Raw genomic sequence first — 15,314 nt, forward strand, 5'->3', positions numbered from 1 at the left:
CCAAAAACAACAGGCCAGCAAGCCAACCCCCAGCCGGGGAAACACAGGGAGCACGCCATGGACGCCGCGGTCGATGCGAGCACCAGCCAATTCGAACTCAACGAGGAACAGCGCGCCATCCAGGAGATGGCGCAGGCCTTCGCCGCCGATCATGTCGCGCCAAATGCGCTCGACTGGGACCGCAGAAAGCATTTCCCGGCCGATGTGATCCGCGAAGCCGGGCCGCTCGGTCTCGGCGGAATCTATGTCAGGGACGATGTCGGCGGCTCCGCGCTTGGCCGGCTGGACGCCGTGCTGATCTTCGAGGCGCTGTCGCACGCTGACCCTGCCTTTTCGTCCTTCATCTCGATCCACAATATGGTGGCGTCAATGATCGACCGTTTCGGCAATGACGAGCAGCGCCAACGCTTCTTGCCGAAGCTGACCTCGATGGAATGGCTGGCGAGCTACTGCCTGACCGAACCTGGCTCGGGCTCCGATGCGGCGGCGCTCAAGACCCGCGCGGTCAAGAATGGCGGTGACTACGTCCTCAACGGCGCAAAGCAGTTCATCTCGGGCGCCGGCGACAGCGACGTCTATGCCGTCATGGTGCGCACCGGTGCCGACGGGCCAAAAGGCATTTCCACCATCGTCGTGCCGAAAGATGCGCCCGGCCTCTCCTTTGGCGCCAACGAGCACAAGATGGGCTGGCACATGCAGTCGACCCGCCAGGTCATCTTCGAGGACTGCAAGGTGCCGGCGGAGAACCTGTTGTCGGGTGAAGGCGCAGGTTTCGGCATCGCGATGGCCGGGCTCGATGGCGGCCGGTTGAACATCGCCGCCTGTTCGCTGGGCGGCGCCCAATCGGCGCTCGACAAGGCGCTGTCCTACACCGCCGAGCGCAAGGCCTTCGGTTCGAAGATCAACCAGTTCCAGGCGCTTCAGTTCAGGCTGGCCGACATGGAGACAGAGCTGCAGGCAGCGCGCATCTTCCTTTATGCTGCAGCCTCCAAACTCGACCGCAAGGCACCGGACGCCGGCAAATGGTCAGCAATGGCCAAGCGCTTCGTCACCGACACCGGCTTTACCGTCGCCAACGATGCGCTGCAACTGCTCGGCGGCTACGGCTATCTGCACGATTACGGCATCGAGAAGCTGGTGCGCGACCTCAGGGTGCACCAAATCCTCGAAGGCACCAACGAGATCATGCGCGTCATCATTGCGCGGGCGTTGATTGGCCGCTGAAGCCAGCAAACTTCGGGAGAGAGACAGTGACAACGATCGCCTTCATCGGCCTCGGCAATATGGGCAATCCGATGGCTGCCAATCTGGTTAAGGCCGGGCATCAAGTGCACGGTTTCGATCTAATGCCGGAGAATTTGACGATCGCTCGCGAGCATGGCGTCGTCATCATGGCCAATGCGCCTGCTGCGGTGAAGGACGCTGATGTCGTCATCACCATGTTGCCTGCAGGCAAGCATGTCGTGTCGGTCTATGAAGATATCGCGCCCAAGGCAAAGACAGGAGCACTGTTCATCGATTCCTCGACGATCGACGTGGAGTCGGCGCGCAAGGCGCATGCCACAGCAGCCAAACACGGTTTGTTGTCGGTCGATGCGCCGGTTTCGGGCGGCACCGGTGGCGCCACCGCCGGCACGCTGACCTTCATGGCGGGCGGCTCCGACGATGCATTCGCCGCCGCAGAACCGGTCGTGAAGCCCATGGCAGGGCGCATTGTCCATTGCGGCGGCGACGGCGCCGGCCAGGCGGCCAAGATCTGCAACAACATGATCCTCGGCATTTCCATGATCGGCGTCGCCGAGGCCTTCGTGCTGGCGGAAAAGCTCGGCCTGTCGCATCAGGCACTGTTCGACGTCGCCTCGACCTCGTCGGGCCAATGCTGGTCGCTGACCACCTACTGCCCGGTGCCCGGCCCGGTGCCGACCTCGCCCGCCAATCGCGACTACAAGCCCGGCTTTGCCGCGGCATTGATGCTGAAGGATTTGAAACTGGCCCAGGAAGCAGCACAAGGTGCTGGCGCCGTCACCCCCCTGGGTGCCGAGGCGGCACAGCTCTATGCGCTGTTCAACGCGCAGGGCCATGCCGGCGCCGACTTTTCCGGGATCATTAATTTTCTACGCGGCGCCAATCCATAAGTTGCCAATACAATTAGGTTTTTACGCCTGCCTTGCGAGAAACTTGCCAAATTTAGATTTGCTTAAGCTCTCGATAACCCGGCGGTAACGATGTCACTATAAAACGGACTGCGAGGCGGACATATCGCATCCGCCCGGCGCTCCGGATCAGGTCTCGCGTACCGGAGCCCGTTAGTTTCGCAAAGTGTTCGAGTAGCGAAGCGCCATGCGTATCTGGCAAAGCCGCGTTCCCGATGGAGCGCGGTTTTTGCATTTTGGCCTGCCGCGCGTTTACTCCGGACGATTGTGCTCTTGTTTCTCACATGCGCCCGCGCGCGCCTTCCGGATCATAGGGCGTGTCGGGGATCACCTTTGCCGCGCGGCGCTCGCCGAGGATCGAAACCTCGAGCTCGGTACCGGGCGACACAAGGTCCAACGGCAGCAGCGCGAGTGCGATGTCGTGACCAAAAGTATAGGAATAGCCCGCCGACGTGATGTGGCCGACGAGCTTGCCTTGACGGTAAACCCCCTCGAAAGCGAATGCGCTCGCACCATCCGTATCGATCGACAGCGTGGCGATGCGGCGCGACTCGTGCTTCTGTTTTGCGACCAGTGCAGCCCGACCGATAAAATCGCCCTTGTCCAGGCTGACGAAGCGGTCGAGACCGCTTTCCCAGGCTGATATCTCGATATTCATGTCGCGATACATCGCCCGGTAGGATTTATCGAGACGCAGCGATTCCAGCGCTTGAAGTCCGACCAGCCTCAGCCCGTGCGCCTCTCCTGATGCCAGCAGCGCATCCAGCAAATGCCGCTGATAGCAGAGCGGGTGATAGAGTTCCCATCCGAGTTCGCCGGAGTAGTTGACGCGCAGCAACCGCACGTCGCTGGCCATGCCGATGGTACCGGACTGTGCGCTGAACCATGGGAAGGCTTCGTTGGAGAGGTCGATCTCCGTCAGCGGCTGCAATATGTCGCGCGCCTTCGGCCCAACGATTGTGAAGCTGCCGCGATCCTCGGTGACATTGCGCAGCTGCACGCTGCCATCCTTCGGCAGCAGCCGGCTCAAATCGTCAAGATTCCAGCGCTCGGCGCGCGGCGTCGATATGAGATAGAATAGGTCGCTCCGCAGCCGCGCCACCACATACTCGGCCTGCACGCCGCCAGCCGTCGTCAGGTGATGGGCAAGGGCGACACGACCGGGACGCGGCAGCTTGTTGGCCAGGATTGCGCCGAGCCACCCGCCGGCGCCCGACCCGCTGACCTCGAACTTGGTCATTGGCGTCATCTCGACCAGCCCGGCGGCCTGGCGGACAGCCTGGACCTCCTCGCCGACGTAATTCCCTTTGGCAGTCCAGCGCCAGCTGTAGACGTTGCGCGCTTCAACACCTTTGGGCGCGAACCAGCTCGGCATCTCCCAGCCGTTCAACACGTCCCACACCGCGCCGAGCTGGCTCAGGCGGTCATAGGACGGCGCCGTCTTCTGCGGTCGCGCCGCCGGCATGTCCTGGCCTGGATAGTGCTGTGCGGCGTGGGTGCCCCAGGCTTCCCTGACCTTTGCCCGGGTCCAGTTCTTGTTGGCGTATTGGCCGAATCGGCGGGGATCCAGCTCCGCCGTGTCGATGCTGTTGCCGCCCTCGACGATCCGTTCAGAAAGGTAATAGCCGATCGCTCCGCCCCAAAGGATACCCCCCGGCACCCCTTCGGCGAGCCAGACATTCTCCACGCCCCAAGCCTGCCCCATCAACGGCAGCTCATCGGCCGTCATCTGGAAAGGTCCCCGCACATTGCGCTTGATGCCGACACGCCCGAGTGCCGGGACCAGTTCGGTCGCACGCTCCCAATTCCAGGACACGGCATCGAAATCTTCCTCAAGCAGATCGGCGCCGAACCATTCCGGGACGCCGTTTTCGGCGAACAGCTTGAGCTGCTCGGTCCGCTCATAGGGGCCGAACATCAGCCCGTCGCCCTCTTCGCGCAGATAGCCCTCGTAACCCTCGTCCCGGAGGATCGGCATCTCCGGAAGGCCAAGCCGCTTGCGCTCCACAACCTCCGGAACCGCCTCGGTGATCCAGTACTGATGCACGATCGGGATAGCCGGAATGTCTAGCCCCAGCATGGCGCCCGTCTGGCGTGCGTAGTTGCCGGTTGCAAGGATGACGTGTTCGCAGACGATGTCGCCGCGGGTGGTCTTGACCTTCCACTCGCCGCTCGCCATCCGCTCGAAACCCACGACTTCGGTGCCAAGATGGACCTTCGCGCCGAGGTCGCGCGCACCCTTGGCCATGGCCTGGGTAACGTCCGCCGGTGCAATGTGGCCGTCATCTGGGTGGTAGAGGGCACCCAGCATGCTGTTGTTGTCGAGCAGCGGCCAGATCTGACGCGCCTCCGCGGGCGATACGATCCGGGCGCGCACGCCCTGGACCTCGGCGACATCCATATAGCTTCTGTATTCGTCGAGCCGGTCGCGCGTGTTGGCAATGCGCAGTTGGCCGCATTTGTGCCAGCCGACCTTCTGGCCCGTCTCGGCCTCCAGGCCCTCATAGATTTCGATCGATCGGGCGATCATGCGGCCGACATTGCGGCTGCGCGCGTAAGAGGGAATGAGCCCCGCGGCATGCCATGTCGAGCCGGCAGTGAGCTGTGTCCGCTCCAGCAATGCCACGTCGGTCCAGCCGCGCTTTGCCAGGCCATAGAGAATGCCGGCCCCCACGCAACCGCCACCGACCACGACCGCACGGAGGGAACTCACCATAGGCACGTGTCCTTGTATGAGATGTCACCGATCCAACTGGACGCGCGTGTATAGTGCCAGACAGCACCTGGTTTTTCAGCACATTTCCTTGCCTGAAGCACAGCAGCAATCACCAGGCCGTTGGGCCACGACGCTTGGGGCAGCCGACCGTCACGCCGGCAGAGGCCAGCGTGTTGTTGCATTTTGCTTGCTATATTCCGATCGCAGCATTCGGGATCGGAACGTGGTCCTCGTTGAGCAGAACGATCGGCGCGTCCACGCCATCCACCCTGACGACAAGCAGGCGAAGGCTCCACGTTCCCGCCGTCCTGATCGCGGTCGAGTACGCCGTGCCCTTGGCCTTGGCGCCGTGAACCGGAATGCTGAACTGCGCGCTGCCCGCTCCATTGGCGTTGACGTTGAGACCGCCGCCAACCCAGAAACCGTCGGTTACGCCGTCGCCGAGAGCAGCCTTGACACGGTCGTCGGCACGCAGCCTGTCCATCGTCATGTGGTAGGCATCGCTGCCTTTCAGAACGTAAGGTATGCTGCCGACCGCCGTAGCGCAGCCGCCGATCCCGACCACCCAGACGACAAGCCCGGCAATTGCCCAATTGCGTTGCGTTTTGCGAAAATGTTCCGCATCGCGCCAGGCACGGTTCTGCCAGGCCCAGCGGCTGCCACGTGCGCCAAGCACGAAGATCATGATGAGGTTGACGACAGGGATCAACGCCAGCAGGGCGATGAAAGTGCTGTTGCCTATGCCCCAGATCCAGTTGAGGAAGAAGGCGCCCCAGTTCCAGCGGTCGAGTTCGGCTGGAATTTCAGCCGGTTGGTTGATTTGTTGTCCGGCCATGATGTCCCCCATCGGTGCGCATACCGATTTGGTTCTAGCGCAAGATCTCAACAATGCGCAAAATCAAAGTTGCACTGCGAACGCTGTGTTGCGGTCTTCGCATCAAGCCTTTGTCGACAGCCGGCGAAAATTCGCCTTCACCGCGCGGCTGGCCGGCTTCAGCGCGGCGCTGACCGACCGTTCCGCCGCAACGCCGTTGAACAGCGACGGTGTGCGGCCGGAGAGAACCTCCGGCCAGAAGCGCGACGCCGATTGCAGCAGCGACATTTGCGCCGCAAATGCCCCTTCCGTCATGGCCGCGGTCTTCTCGTTGACCGCGCGCGCCGTCTCTGTCCCCCAAGGCTCTCCGCTGCCGGCGTCCATCGCCATCAACGGCAGGCGCATCATCGCCACCAGTGGCGCCAGCATCAAATCCGCGCCGATGCTGGCCGCTTCTTGCACGCGTCGGCTCTTGCCAGTCATTTTCATGAAAACAAACCCCTTGTTGCGGCCGACGCGGCCGCTGCCTGACACACTACGCGCCGTGAGTGGAATTCGTTCCCTATAAGGACAGCATCTTTCCCAAGCTGGGCGTTTCCGTGGAGGAAACGCCCAGCCGAGCTTCTTACCGCTTGCGCAGATCGGCCTGTGCCAGATCCAACGCTTTGCCGATGCGTTCGCAGGCCATGTCGATCGTGTCGCGAGTCCAGATCAGCGGCGGTGACAGGATCATCGTGTCGCCGGTGGCGCGCAGCATCAGGCCGTTGGCGATCGCATGATCGCGTACAACAACCGCGGCACTTCCCGACGGCAGGAACCGCTCCTTGGTCGCCTTGTCCTTCACGATCTCGATCGCGCCCATCAGGCCTATCGAACGCACCTCACCGACCAGATCATGCCCGGCGATGCGCTCCTGCAAGGCCTTGGCGAAATAAGGCCCGGTGTCGCTCCTGACGCGGTCAACCAGGCCCTCCCGCTCGATGATCTCAAGGTTCTTCAACGCCACGGCGCAGGCCACCGGATGACCCGAATAGGTGTAGCCATGGTTGAACTCGCCGCCCTTCTCGACCAGCGTCGAGGCGATGCGGTCGCCGACCAGCAAGGCAGACAGCGGCTGATAACCCGAGGTCAGCGCCTTGGCCGTGGTGATGGTGTCCGGCTCGATGCCGAGCGTCTGCGCGGCGAACCACTCGCCGGTGCGGCCATAGCCGGTGATGACTTCGTCGAGCATCAGAAGGACATCATATTTGCGGCAGATGCGCTGCACCTCCGGCCAATAGCTGACCGGCGGTATCTTCACACCACCCGCCCCCATCACCGGCTCGCCGATGAAGGCGGCAACCTTGTCGGCGCCGGCTTCGAGGATCGCGTCCTCGACGGCCTTGGCCGCTCGCAGGCCGAAATCGTGATCGCTCTCGCCGGGCAGCGCCAGCTCATAGGCATAGGGCATCATCACATGGACGATGTTGGGCACCGCCCCGTTGAGCTGCTTGTGCATGCCATCCATGCCGCCAAGCGACGTGCCGGCGACGGTTGAGCCGTGATAGGCCATCTTGCGCGAGATGATGCGGTTCTTTTCCGGCTTGCCTTCCAGCACCCAGTAATGCCGTACCAGGCGCAGCGCCGTGTCGTTGGCTTCCGAACCGGAGGAGCCATAAAACACCTGGTTGACGTGCTTCGGCGCGATCTCGGCCAGCTTCTTGGACAGCAGCACAGGCGTCGGCGTCGAGCATTTGAAGAAGGAATTGTAGTAAGGCAGTTCCTTCATCTGCGCGTAGGCGGCATCGGCCAGTTCATCCCGGCCATAGCCAATGTTGACGCACCAAAGGCCAGCCATACCGTCGAGGATTTCCGCCCCTTCGGAATCATAGATGAACGGCCCGTTGGCGTGGGTGATGATGCGCGAACCGGTCTCGCGCAATTCCTTGTGATCGGTGAAGGGATGAAGATGGTGCGCGGCGTCAATCTGCTGAAGCTGCTTCAGCGAATAATTCTGATAGGTCATGTCTCTGATCTTTCCTCTAAAATCATTCCGGCGATGCCGGGGCGAATTCGTCAGAGGCAGGCAGGTGGCGAATAGCCGATGCGGGCGCACAGCCGCAAAAGCTCCGCGCGCAGCGTGCGCGGTGACGGTGTCACCGCGACCCCGAACGTGCAGACAAAGGTCATAGCAGGAGCCATGGCCGGCACCTTAGAGCAATTCCAGGAAAAGTGTGAAGCGGTTTTCCGTCCGGAATTGCGTCAAAGAGGTGGAGCTTTTCAACGTTTCGTCGAAACGATGAATTGCTCCGGAGCAAAGGCTGGCCAAGGTGAACCACCCTTTGCCTGAATAGGTCTATGCCTTGGCGGTCAGCGCCCGCTGCAGGAAGACATATTTCATCGCCGTCTGTGCCGCTTGCGGGCGGCGGTCGCCGCGTCCGCCATGGCCGCCTTCGGTCTCCTCGAAGAACAGCGTCTTTTCATGCCCCGCCTCCTGCAAGCGGGCCGCCATCTTGCGCGCGTGGCCGGGATGGACCCGGTCATCGGCGGTCGACGTTGTCAGCAGCACCGATGGATAGGCGACATCGGCCTCGACATGCTGATAGGGCGAATAGGCGGAAAGCCATTTGGCGTCTTCCGGCTTTGAAGGGTCGCCATATTCGGCCATCCAGGAGGCACCGGGCGGCAATTGCGTGTAGCGCAGCATGTCGAGCAGTGGCACCTCGATGATGACGGCGCCAAACAGTTCCGGATGCTGCGTCAGCGAAACGCCGGTCAGCAGGCCGCCATTCGAGCCACCCTGGATGCCGAGCGATTGAGCCGTGGCAATGCCGCGCCTGACGACGTCCTCAGCCACCGCGGCAAAATCGTCAAAGCCGTTCTGGCGATTGCCCTTCAGCGCCGCCTGATGCCAGGCCGGGCCGAACTCGCCGCCGCCGCGAATGCAGGCCTGCACATAGGCATTGCCCTTCTCCAGCCACAGCCTGCCGCGCACGCCGGCATAGCCGGGCAGCAGCGGCACTTCGAAGCCGCCATAGCCATAAAGCAGCGTCGGCACCGGCCCCTTCCGGTCGCGCCGCCTGACGACGAAATATGGGATCATCGTGCCATCCTTCGAGCGCGCCTCGAACTGCTCCGAGACCAACGGCGCCGCGTCGAAACGCGCCGGCTGCGACTTCACCGTCGCCAGCGTCTCGCCATCGTCATCGGACCAGATGATCGAGCTTGGCGTCAGGAAATCGGTGAAGGAGAAGGAGACGGTCGAGCCGAAATGCTCGGCATGGCTGATGCCGACAGTGCCGTTTTCTGGAAGGGCGACAGGCTTCAGCGACCAGGCGCCATCCCTGCGCTCGCTGACAAGAACTTTGCCGCGCACATTGTCCATCAGGCTGATGAACAGGCGGTCCTGCGTACGGGCAATGCCGGCAATCGATACGCGATACGCCGGTGCCAACAAGATCTCGATGGCGCCAAAACTGCCTGTTTCGATCCAGTGCGCGAAATCGAGCGAGTAAAGCCCGTCCGGCTGGCAGGCCGTGCCGTCCGGCGCCGTCCATGGCGTGCGCACCCCGAACACCAGTTGGTCCTTGAAAAGCGCCGTATCAGTGACGTCGTCTGGCAAGGGAATGCGCCTGTTTTCACCCGACGGAAGATGCAGGAAGCTGTGCGATGCGAAGAAGTTGAGCGTTCGCGCCAGGAACAGATGGCGCTTGTCGCCGTCGAACTCGACGCCCGCTCCGACGGCGAGATCCTGCTTTTCGGCCTCGAAGATCGGCGTCGCCTCCTCCAGCTTCGTGCCGCGCTTCCACAGCTTGATCACACGCGGATAGCCGGACTCGGTCTTGTCAGCGTCCTCGAAGGCCGCCGAGACGATGACCGTGTCCTTGTCCAGCCAGCTGAAGCCCGATTTCGAGGCCGGTGCGCGAAACCCGCCTTCGATAAAGGACCTGGTCTCGATATCGAACTCGCGCATCTCGCTGGCATCACCGCCATCCGGCGACATGGAGAGCAGGCAGAGGCTGAAGTCCGGATAGAGCCGGCTGGCGCCGCTGAACACCCATTTGATCCCCTCCTTCGCCGCAAGCTGGTCGAAGTCAATGATCGTTTCCCACACCGGCTTCTCGGTCTTGTAGGAAGCCACCGTCGTGCGGCGCCACAGGCCAAGCGCATTGGTCTTGTCCTGCCAGAAATTATAGACGTGGCCGCCAATGGCATTTCCGACGGCGATGTTGTCCTCGGCCGTCATCAAATCGAGCGCGGTCTGGAACGACGCCTGATAGGACGGATCGCCCTGCAATTGCCCAACCGTAATTTCGTTCTGACCATGCACCCAGTCGAGCGACTGTTTGCTGGTCCGGTCTTCCAGCCACAAGAACGGGTCTTCAGAGCTGGATTCTGGCTTGGCGATAGGCTTGGTCATGGAATCTCCGATAGGCAACACTTCGGCATGCAACATCGACATGCCGCGTCCGATATTCAATAGGGAGGAACTCAGGCCAGGGATTCAGGGCTTCCCCAACAACCGAACCGGCCACAGTCATGCCTTGCTGCTCCGGCGTACCGACGAGCGATAGAGCGCGAAGATCACCAGCAAGGCGTCGAGGCCGATGATCACGATCGGCAGGCCCAGTGGACCAATCCCCTGCATGAGCAGGCCGGCACCCGGTGGGCCGACAATGCCGCCAACACCCCACAGCAAGGCGAAGGCCGCATTGCCGGTGACGAGCAGTGTGCCCTTGAACCGGCTGCCGAGTTCGACCAGCGCCATCGTATAGACGCCGTAGCCGACCGCGCCCATCACCAGCAGCACGCCCCAGATCAGCGGTGTGATGATCAGCAACGGCAGCAGAACAGCGCAGACGGCCGTCGCCATGGCGCAGGCCAGCATCATGGGGCGGGCACCGAACCGCTCCGCCAGCAGGCCAAGCGGGATCTGCAGCAGGATGTTGCCCAGGGAAAGCGACATCACCAGCGCGGCGAGGATCGCTTCCGGCAAGCCATAGCCGGCGCCGAAGACCGGAACCAGCGCATAGGTGCTTAGCTGGACGGCGCCCGAGACCAGCACAGCCAGCAGCAGCGCCGGCGCCAGCCGGGCAAAACCGACAAAACTGCCGGCAGGCTGGCCGTCATCCTCGAAGCCGGTGAGTTTTGAAGAAACAAGATGCAGAATGACAGCACATAGCAAGAAACCGCCGACACCGACGCCGAAGGGAGCCCAGCCCGACGTGCCGACCAGCGTCAAAGTAAAGGGGCCGGCCGAATAGCCGGCACCCATCAGCGTGTTGAAAACGCCCATCACCCGGCCGCGCCGGGATGGTGACGCCAGCGACAGTGCCCAGACCTCGCCAAGGATGTAGAGCGGGTTGATGACGACGCCGACGATGAAGCGGATGAGGTACCAGGCCACCCAATTCTGCAGATAGCCGATGCCCAGGAAGCACAGCGCACCGATCAGCGAACAACCGATAGCCAGACCGCGCGCGCCGACCAGCCGCACCGCCGCTGGGACGAACGAGGCCGACAGGATCAACCCAAGCGGCATCATCGCCGCCGACAGGCCGATCAGCCCGGGCGATATGCCTTGCTTCTGCATCAGAAGCGTGAACAGCGGCGAGCTCAGCCCCTGCGCGGCGCCGAACATGGCAAGGGCAGCAGTGACGCCGGCAAGCGCCGCCCACTGCGTTCCCGCTTCGCCTTCGCTCGAGCCGGTCGCGACCATGCTGTCATCCATGTGAGGTGCTGGCCATCAGGCCAGCAGGCCTCAACAGCTACTGGTTCGACCAGAGGAAAGGAAGGGCCGGACCGGGAGATCCGTTTGCACCAATCGATCCGTCCGCTCGGCCGAAGCCGAATGGGTTGCTGATTGAATGGTGGTTGGTGCCCGGACCGGCGATGCTACGGAAAATAGCGGGCAAGCGCGCCCTTTTTGCCGTTTGCGTAGGGCACCAGCCAATGGTCGTCGATGTCGATTCCGTAGTCCTTCGATGGCTTGCCGATCTTGCGTCGCCAGGCACGGAATTTGTAGTGATCGAAGACATCGAGGACGTGCACGGCATAGGCTGCGGCAAACGTCTTGTCGCCTTCAACGATCACCATGTTCTCGTCATTCTCGTAGGACGCCTTATAGCCAAGGTTGTGGCTGCCCGTGATGACGGTAGGGTGATCGCCCATCGGATCGATAACCACTATCTTGTCGTGCACGATGGCAAAACCCGCCCTCAACGCCTCGGCTTCGAAATCGCCAGCGATCGTGCCTTTGGTCAGATTGGCCGCCCTGACAATCGACATGTTCGGCGCATCGCCGACATTGTCGGGGAAGACGAATGGGGATTGGCCGTCATTGTTGGATTTCTTTGTCACCGGATCCCTGGTCGAGGGAACGTAGTTCGGCATGGCCGACGCCTCGCTGATAACGCCTTGAACGATCAGCGCCTTATTGGCTAGACCGGCCAATTTGGCTTCGTTCACGATCGAATTCTCGCCCTTTTGCGCTGGATTGAAGACGAGAAAAAATATCGCCTGCTTGGCAGCCTGCATGCGTGTGAAGACATCCGTCAGGTCGACGGGACGGACGGTGAGCGTCTTCTTGTTGCGCAGGGGGTCATTCGGCGAAAACCACACCGTAAGACCATCGATCGGCACGGTGGCGCCGTTGAGTGGGTTTGGCATGTGGTTTTCCGTGCGGAACGGCACACTCTGCGTCTGCACGGCGTGCCCAGGGGCGTCCGTGCTCGGCAGCGGCGGGAGCACATCGGCCTTCATGCGTTCCCAATAGGCGTTGTACACTGCGGCCATGTCGGGGTCTTCGCGGATGAACGCGTTGTTCGACTGGCTGCAGATGCCTGTCGTGGTCCAGTTGGTGCTGCCGGTCAGCACCGCCTGGGGCACGCCTTGCGGATCACGATAGACAGCGAATTTGTTGTGGCCGATGTGGTTGTTGTTGAACATCCGATCGGTCACCACGACGCCCTCATTGTGCAGACGATCGCGAAGCGGTTTGTTGCCCGCGTCCCAACGTTTGGTATCCGCATCTTTCGCCGAGTTCGACAAAATGACCTCGATGCAGTCCTTGGCGTTAACGAGCGCGTCGCACAATTCGTCATCGCCGAGTTCATACAGCGCGAGACGAACCGTCCCGCCCTTCGTTTTCGCCCGTGTCAGCAGGTTGGTCAGCACGTCAGGCACATCGCCATGCAGATAGGCGCGGATCTTGCTGTCGCGACGTTTCAGTTCTTTCTGAATTCCTGGAATGTCGCCAACCTTGATGCCGGCCTCCTGCAACGCATGCGACATCCATTGCGTCGACAGCACGCCATTGGTGAAGGCGACACGCGCCTTACCGAACATCTGCCCCAGGAAGATCGGCGGGCTGACGGCACCCTGGCCGAGATAGCCGAGCGGCCGCGCCGGTCCGGTATAGGCGTTTTTCCCGTCGACGACCTGATCGGGACGTACCGGCACGGGATCGAGGCCTGGCTTCATGTCGCCAACAGGACGCACCCGGTAGGCGATCATCTCACCATCCGGCCTGACGTCGATACTGTCGCGCCGGCGCCGCACGGTCAGATCGCGCCAGAATGTCTTCTGAACCGGCCACACGCCGGTGTCCTGGGGGATCCATCTTGGATTGCGCTGCCCCTTGAACGGCACCCAGGACGCCAGGCAGCGCTCCTCGCCTGTCGCGGGATAGAGGCGAACGATCTCAAAACCGAGGCAATCCGGGATCATCCCGTCAAGATCCCAGGAAATAAACGCGACTTCGTTGTTTGTCGCGGCACGCACTTTGACGACATCAGGCATGGCTGTCCCTCCAAAAAGCTCAATGCGAAAGTATGTCAGAAGTAAAAGACAGTACTGTAACGCACATCAAATTACCATCCAACCGATCGGCTGCACTCAGGCCCTCTGCCGGTGCACCGGTTCGGCCAAGACGAATGTCGCTGCGACGCAGCTGCCGTTCCGGCATGTCGCTTCCCTCGCCCTAGTGGTCGCCGCCTCCGCAATGGCCGGCGGGCCGCCGGTCCATTATGCCGGCCGCTATCGCCATCGTACGAGGACCATCATGACCGCCGCCCTACAACCCCTAGAACCGGCCCAGGCACCCGACCGTGCCCGCCGTGGCGGCCGCGCCGGAAAGCGTGCCGGAGGCTCGGCCGCGTTCGAGCAGCCGGCTTACCGGCAGCTGAGAAACCCGCTGACGCCGACCAAGCTGGTCTCCGATGACGAACTGGAATCGATCCACCTCGCCTCCTTGCGCGTGCTCCGGGAAATCGGTGTCGACGTGCTGCACGACGAAGCCCGCCGCATCATGAAAGCGCATGGCGCAGATGTCCGCGAAGGCTCGGAGCGCGTGCGCTTCGACAGCGACATGATCCTCGATCTGGTGTCGAACTGCCCGTCGGAATTCACCATCCATGCCCGCAATCCCGCGCACAATGTGCGATTCGGCGGCGACAATCTGATCATCTCGATGATGGCCTCGGCGCCCAATTGCTCCGACATCGATCGCGGCCGCCGGCCTGGCAACCAGGCGGACTACCGCAACTTCCTGCGCCTGGCGCAGATGCACAACATCCTGAACTGCACCGGCGGCTACCCGGTCGAGCCGACCGATATCCATCCGTCGGTCCGCCACCTCGAATGCGTCCGCGACCTCGCCACGCTGACCGACAAGGTGTTCCACATCTATTCGCTGGGCAAGGAGCGCAATGTCGACGGCATCGAGATCACCCGCATCGCGCGCGGCATCAGCCACGAGCAGTTGCTGGAAGAGCCGTCCGTCTTCACCATCATCAACACCAATTCGCCGCTCAAGCTCGACGTGCCGATGATGGAAGGCATCATCCAGATGTCGAGCAAGGGCCAGGTCGTTATCGTCACGCCCTTCACCCTGTCGGGCGCCATGGCGCCGGTCACCATCGCCGGCGCGCTGGTGCAGCAGAATGCCGAGGCGCTGTCCGGCATCGCCTTTGCCCAGATGGTGCGCAAGGGCGCGCCTGTCGGCTATGGCGGCTTCACCTCCAATGTCGACATGAAGTCCGGTTCACCAGCCTTCGGCACGCCGGAATATATGAAGGCGCAGCTTGTCGGCGGCCAGCTTGCCCGCCGCTACAAGATCCCCTACCGCACCTCCAACACCTGCGCCGCCAACACGGTCGACGCGCAGGCGGCCTATGAAAGCGTCTTTTCGCTGTGGGGCGCCATCCAGGGCGGCGGCAATCTGATGATGCATGCGGCCGGCTGGCTGGAAGGCGGTCTGCGCTGCTCTTATGAGAAGACCATTCTCGACATCGACCTGTTGCAGATGGTGGCCGAATTCCTGACCCCGCTCGATCTCTCCGACGAGGCGCTCGGCTTCAACGCCATCCAGTCTGTCGGCCCCGGCGGCCATTTCTTCGGCACCCAGCACACGCAGGACCGCTACAAGACCGCCTTCTACTCACCGATCCTTTCGGACTGGCGCAATTTCGAGACCTGGGCGGAAGCCGGGTCGCCGACGGCGATGGAAAAGGCTAACCGGGTGTGGAAGGAACGGCTGGCGTCCTACGAAGAACCCTACATGGACCCGGCGATCCGCGAGGAACTCAACGCCTTCGTCGAAAAGCGTACCGCCGAAGGCGGCGCGCCAACCGATTTTTGATCGGCTGCGGTC

General features: G+C 62.3%; 11 protein-coding genes. 3 read left to right on the top strand and 8 right to left on the bottom strand.

The features are described 5' to 3' along the window. The first annotated feature begins 57 nt into the window (after positions 1 to 57). A complete protein-coding gene (locus A3A9_RS0127900) occupies positions 58 to 1,224 on the top strand; it encodes an isobutyryl-CoA dehydrogenase (protein WP_027061579.1) in 1,167 nt (388 codons plus the stop codon). 26 nt (positions 1,225 to 1,250) lie between these two features. Continuing rightward, positions 1,251 to 2,135 carry a 3-hydroxyisobutyrate dehydrogenase gene (mmsB, locus tag A3A9_RS0127905; RefSeq protein ID WP_027061580.1) on the top strand — a complete coding sequence of 295 codons (885 nt, stop codon included), beginning with the start codon at positions 1,251 to 1,253 and terminating at the stop codon, positions 2,133 to 2,135. 298 nt (positions 2,136 to 2,433) lie between these two features. Here the strand turns inward: mmsB and A3A9_RS0127910 are convergent, their stop codons facing one another. The 8 genes from A3A9_RS0127910 to A3A9_RS0127945 form a co-directional block, all read right to left on the bottom strand. Then, the gene (locus A3A9_RS0127910; protein WP_027061581.1) at positions 2,434 to 4,869 is read right to left on the bottom strand and encodes a GcvT family protein; all 2,436 of its coding nucleotides are present in this window, start codon (positions 4,867 to 4,869) and stop codon (positions 2,434 to 2,436) included. A gap of 190 nt (positions 4,870 to 5,059) precedes the next feature. Beyond that, complete coding sequence (locus tag A3A9_RS0127915) at positions 5,060 to 5,704, bottom strand: cytochrome c oxidase assembly factor Coa1 family protein (RefSeq protein WP_027061582.1); 645 nt, start codon at positions 5,702 to 5,704, stop codon at positions 5,060 to 5,062. A gap of 102 nt (positions 5,705 to 5,806) precedes the next feature. Then, complete coding sequence (locus A3A9_RS0127920; protein ID WP_027061583.1) at positions 5,807 to 6,172, bottom strand: hypothetical protein; 366 nt, start codon at positions 6,170 to 6,172, stop codon at positions 5,807 to 5,809. A gap of 136 nt (positions 6,173 to 6,308) precedes the next feature. Beyond that, positions 6,309 to 7,688, bottom strand: coding sequence for an aspartate aminotransferase family protein (locus A3A9_RS0127925; protein ID WP_027061584.1), 1,380 nt, complete (start codon positions 7,686 to 7,688; stop codon positions 6,309 to 6,311). 50 nt (positions 7,689 to 7,738) lie between these two features. Then, positions 7,739 to 7,864 (bottom strand): capsid protein, encoded by a 126-nt coding sequence (locus A3A9_RS0127930; protein ID WP_082222248.1) that lies wholly within the window; start codon positions 7,862 to 7,864, stop codon positions 7,739 to 7,741. 154 nt (positions 7,865 to 8,018) lie between these two features. Next, positions 8,019 to 10,082, bottom strand: a complete 2,064-nt coding sequence (locus A3A9_RS0127935) for a prolyl oligopeptidase family serine peptidase (protein ID WP_027061586.1) — start codon at positions 10,080 to 10,082, stop codon at positions 8,019 to 8,021. Positions 10,083 to 10,199: 117 nt separating this feature from the next. Then, positions 10,200 to 11,381: an MFS transporter gene (locus tag A3A9_RS0127940; protein WP_033838840.1), complete on the bottom strand. Its 1,182-nt coding sequence runs from the start codon at positions 11,379 to 11,381 to the stop codon at positions 10,200 to 10,202. 176 nt (positions 11,382 to 11,557) lie between these two features. Then, on the bottom strand, positions 11,558 to 13,462 hold the full coding sequence (locus A3A9_RS0127945; protein ID WP_027061588.1) for a phospholipase D-like domain-containing protein: 1,905 nt from the start codon (positions 13,460 to 13,462) through the stop codon (positions 11,558 to 11,560). A 262-nt stretch (positions 13,463 to 13,724) separates the two neighbouring features. Here A3A9_RS0127945 and A3A9_RS0127950 point away from each other — a divergent pair, with 262 nt between their 5' ends. Then, positions 13,725 to 15,302: a trimethylamine methyltransferase family protein gene (locus A3A9_RS0127950; protein ID WP_027061589.1), complete on the top strand. Its 1,578-nt coding sequence runs from the start codon at positions 13,725 to 13,727 to the stop codon at positions 15,300 to 15,302. The last annotated feature ends 12 nt before the right edge of the window (positions 15,303 to 15,314 follow it).

This window comes from Mesorhizobium loti CJ3sym, assembly GCF_000472785.1.
Classification (GTDB): domain Bacteria; phylum Pseudomonadota; class Alphaproteobacteria; order Rhizobiales; family Rhizobiaceae; genus Mesorhizobium; species Mesorhizobium loti_E.